Below are 2,782 nucleotides of genomic sequence, written 5' to 3'. Positions count from 1 at the left end.
TCAGGGATTATCTGCGCACCAAGGGCATTGAGCCAGGCATTGTCATTTCTTAACAATTCAATGTCCTGGAGGCAGGTGCCGCCGGCAAGGATATTATAGGCCATATTGGCAACATGGTCTGATTCATGATAAGGCAGATGGCGTTTGAGCAGTTCAAGTTGCTTATCAATTTCTTTTAAAAGACCAGTCTTTTTTGCCAGCATATGAATCAAGCCGATACCGCCATGGGAAATACCTTGAAGACGACCGTCAACCTCATATCGGATATTGGATGCTTTCAGCATGGGTGCGGCCTGTTCACTCCAGTTCCTTTTTTTGAGCTTTTTACTTATTTTTTGCTTGCGTTTTGTCAATTTTTTAGCGATATTCTTTTTCACTCGAAACGTCCTTTCATGATTGTATAATAAGTTCTCTTAAACTCAATATACACTTTATTGACAGGCGTTTCGAGCTTTTTTTATCATTTTTATTGCTTAAATCAAACTTGTTTTGGGTTTAACCGGTTCAAGTTTTTATTTTAAAATTACCAGTGAAAATCCGGGCTGTAGAATCTATCTGTAATTTTCAATGATTTTTGTCAATACGTGATTTCCCGGGCACAGATCCTTTTCTGTTAGAGCGTTCAGGGGTTTGTCTGTGGTCTCGAGGATATCATGTGTGTCCTTGAGCGTTTCGTTGACGTGAAGGATTCCCGTGAGGATCTGTCCTTTTTCACGGCACTGTTCCATGGCTTCAAGGGAAGACAGTCTTTGGGTCACATCAAAGGAATTGTCAGTTTTATTATGATAGAAAACATGATATTTACCTTTTGCGGGCTTTTCTATAGACTATATTTTTTTCTCTTTTTCCTATTGCAATTACCAGCACATATATTTCTTCGTCGATCACTTGCATAGACCAGACGATAACCGCTTGTTCGAAGTTTAATTTTATAATGATTTTTAAAACCAGAGAGTTTACAACTAATGACATGTGGTGCGTCAAGGCGTTCTTCTAATTTCTTTTTTTAGCTTAGCCTGAATAGTATTGTCGAGTTTTTTCCATTCCTTGAGTGCTGCCGGGAGGAATTTTAATTTATAACTCATCTAATATCACTTCTACAGCTGAAGATTTTTCATTTTGACGTTCTTTGATGATCAACCCCAGTTGATAGTCTTCAATTTTTTCAAGCAGTGCTTCATAAGTTTTAGCCGGGATTAAATAGGCCGTTGGCCTATTATGATTTAGAATAGCGATTGGTTCGCCATCAGACTGCTCAATAAGAGCAGATGGATTTTTCTTAAGTTCTGAAATGCTTGCGGAATAATCTGCTATAGTACTCCAACTTTGGTTTTTCAGGCACATTATTTGCAGGCACAGGTATTCAAAATAAAAAACAAAATTATAGACATTCATTATGATCATTGATACATACATGATGCAACCAATTACTCAAATGACTTGGAGATGCTTATGGATGTATCAAAATACCAGTTTGGCGATGATGAAATTGACCAGTTACATAAATGTCGGGACAATCAACCTGACATACGACTAAAAGTAAGATTTATGGCACTCTTAATGCTGGCCGAGGGGGTTGAACTTAAAACGATCGCATCTATCATCGGCAAATCTATTAAGACCATTGAAAACTGGCACTGTCAGTATGAAAAAAAAGGTATCAATAGCTTAAACTCTTTTCAATACAAGCCGAAACAATCGTATTTGACTTCAGAGCAAATCGATCAAGTTGCAAGCTGGGTAGGAGAGACTAATCCAGGAAAAACTAAAGAAGTCAGAGAATATATCAAAGAACATTTTAAGGTTGTTTACAGCAATGAAGCTGTAAGAAAATTACTTAAAAAAAAGGGGCTTAAGGTTTTAAGGCCCAAGGTGGTGCCTGGCAATCCTCCCAGCGAAGAGGAGCAAAAAAAAACATCGAAAACTATTTTGAAATGAAACGTACAAGCGAATCAGGAACTGTGTTTTTGTTTGGAGATGGTATGCACTTGATCCATCAGAATATTCCGGGGCTGTGCTGGGGAGATCCAAAAAATCCACCAATGTTAAAAACCAACACAGGTCGTCAACGACTAAATATATTGGGAGCGTATAACCCGGATTCACACTCGTTTGTTCATCTTACCGGAGAAGAAAATTGCGATGCACAGCGGGTTATTGAATATTTCGATGTGATTATAAAAGCATATCAACGAGCCCCTGGAATCGTACTTATTTTGGATAATGCCAGTTATTTTAAAGCGAAAATTGTTACAGAATGGCTTGAAAAACACCCTAAACTCAAATTGGAATTTCTACCACCGTATGCGCCAAACCTTAATTTGATTGAACGTTTCTGGCGTTTTGTCAAAGAACATCTTGTAAAAAATAAGTACCATAAAAAGTACAAATCATTTCGCGCTAAGGTATTTCAATTTCTCAACCATATTAATGAACATGCCAATGAGTTGAAAACATTAATGGTGGAAAAATTTGAAATTGTAAAAATAAAAGCATAAACTATGCCAAGAAAAACCTAAGTTGGATCACTATATCATATTTTGTTTGTTGCCATTGCGTTTGAGCCATTTCGAATCCTTTGAGTTCTTTCTTGGTGAAACACGCTTCGATCGGTCTTGCTTGGCAAAACTTATTCATGGTTGTTACAACTTTCGACAAGTCAGTTGCACGCGTTAGGTCGTTTTGCTCCGCATTGGAAATCGATGTGCAAAGAAAGAACACGAACGCTACTATGACAATACAGTAAAGTCGAAATAGTGGAATTGCATTCATGACAGAACCT

Annotated in this window: 5 protein-coding genes and 1 pseudogene; 2 read left to right on the top strand and 4 right to left on the bottom strand. The window is 37.6% G+C overall.

Going from position 1 to position 2,782, the window contains the following annotated elements:
* The 3 genes and pseudogenes from KKH91_08240 to KKH91_08230 form a co-directional block, all read right to left on the bottom strand.
* Positions 1-377 (bottom strand): transposase (locus KKH91_08240; GenBank protein MBU0952790.1); only part of this gene is annotated, 377 nt, incomplete at its 3' end.
* Positions 378-801: 424 nt separating this feature from the next.
* Positions 802-1,085 (bottom strand): annotated as a pseudogene (locus KKH91_08235) (type II toxin-antitoxin system RelE/ParE family toxin).
* Complete coding sequence (locus KKH91_08230) at positions 1,075-1,344, bottom strand: type II toxin-antitoxin system Phd/YefM family antitoxin (protein MBU0952789.1); 270 nt, start codon at positions 1,342-1,344, stop codon at positions 1,075-1,077. Before KKH91_08230 ends, KKH91_08235 begins: the two are co-directional and overlap by 11 nt.
* A 108-nt stretch (positions 1,345-1,452) precedes the next feature.
* On the opposite strand from KKH91_08230, the gene KKH91_08225 reads away from it, so the two are divergent.
* Positions 1,453-1,938 carry a winged helix-turn-helix domain-containing protein gene (locus KKH91_08225; GenBank protein MBU0952788.1) on the top strand — a complete coding sequence of 162 codons (486 nt, stop codon included), beginning with the start codon at positions 1,453-1,455 and terminating at the stop codon, positions 1,936-1,938.
* Complete coding sequence (locus KKH91_08220; GenBank protein ID MBU0952787.1) at positions 1,917-2,498, top strand: IS630 family transposase; 582 nt, start codon at positions 1,917-1,919, stop codon at positions 2,496-2,498. Before KKH91_08225 ends, KKH91_08220 begins: the two co-directional genes overlap by 22 nt.
* 1 nt (position 2,499) lies before the next feature.
* Here KKH91_08220 and KKH91_08215 read toward each other — a convergent pair.
* A partial coding sequence (locus KKH91_08215; GenBank protein MBU0952786.1) for a hypothetical protein occupies positions 2,500-2,782 on the bottom strand: 283 nt, incomplete at its 5' end.

Source organism: Elusimicrobiota bacterium (genome assembly GCA_018816525.1).
Classification (GTDB): Bacteria; Elusimicrobiota; Endomicrobiia; order CG1-02-37-114; family XYA2-FULL-39-19; genus OXYB2-FULL-48-7.
The sequence above is the reverse complement of the archived record's forward strand: the minus strand, read 5'-3'. Positions and strand labels throughout refer to the sequence as shown.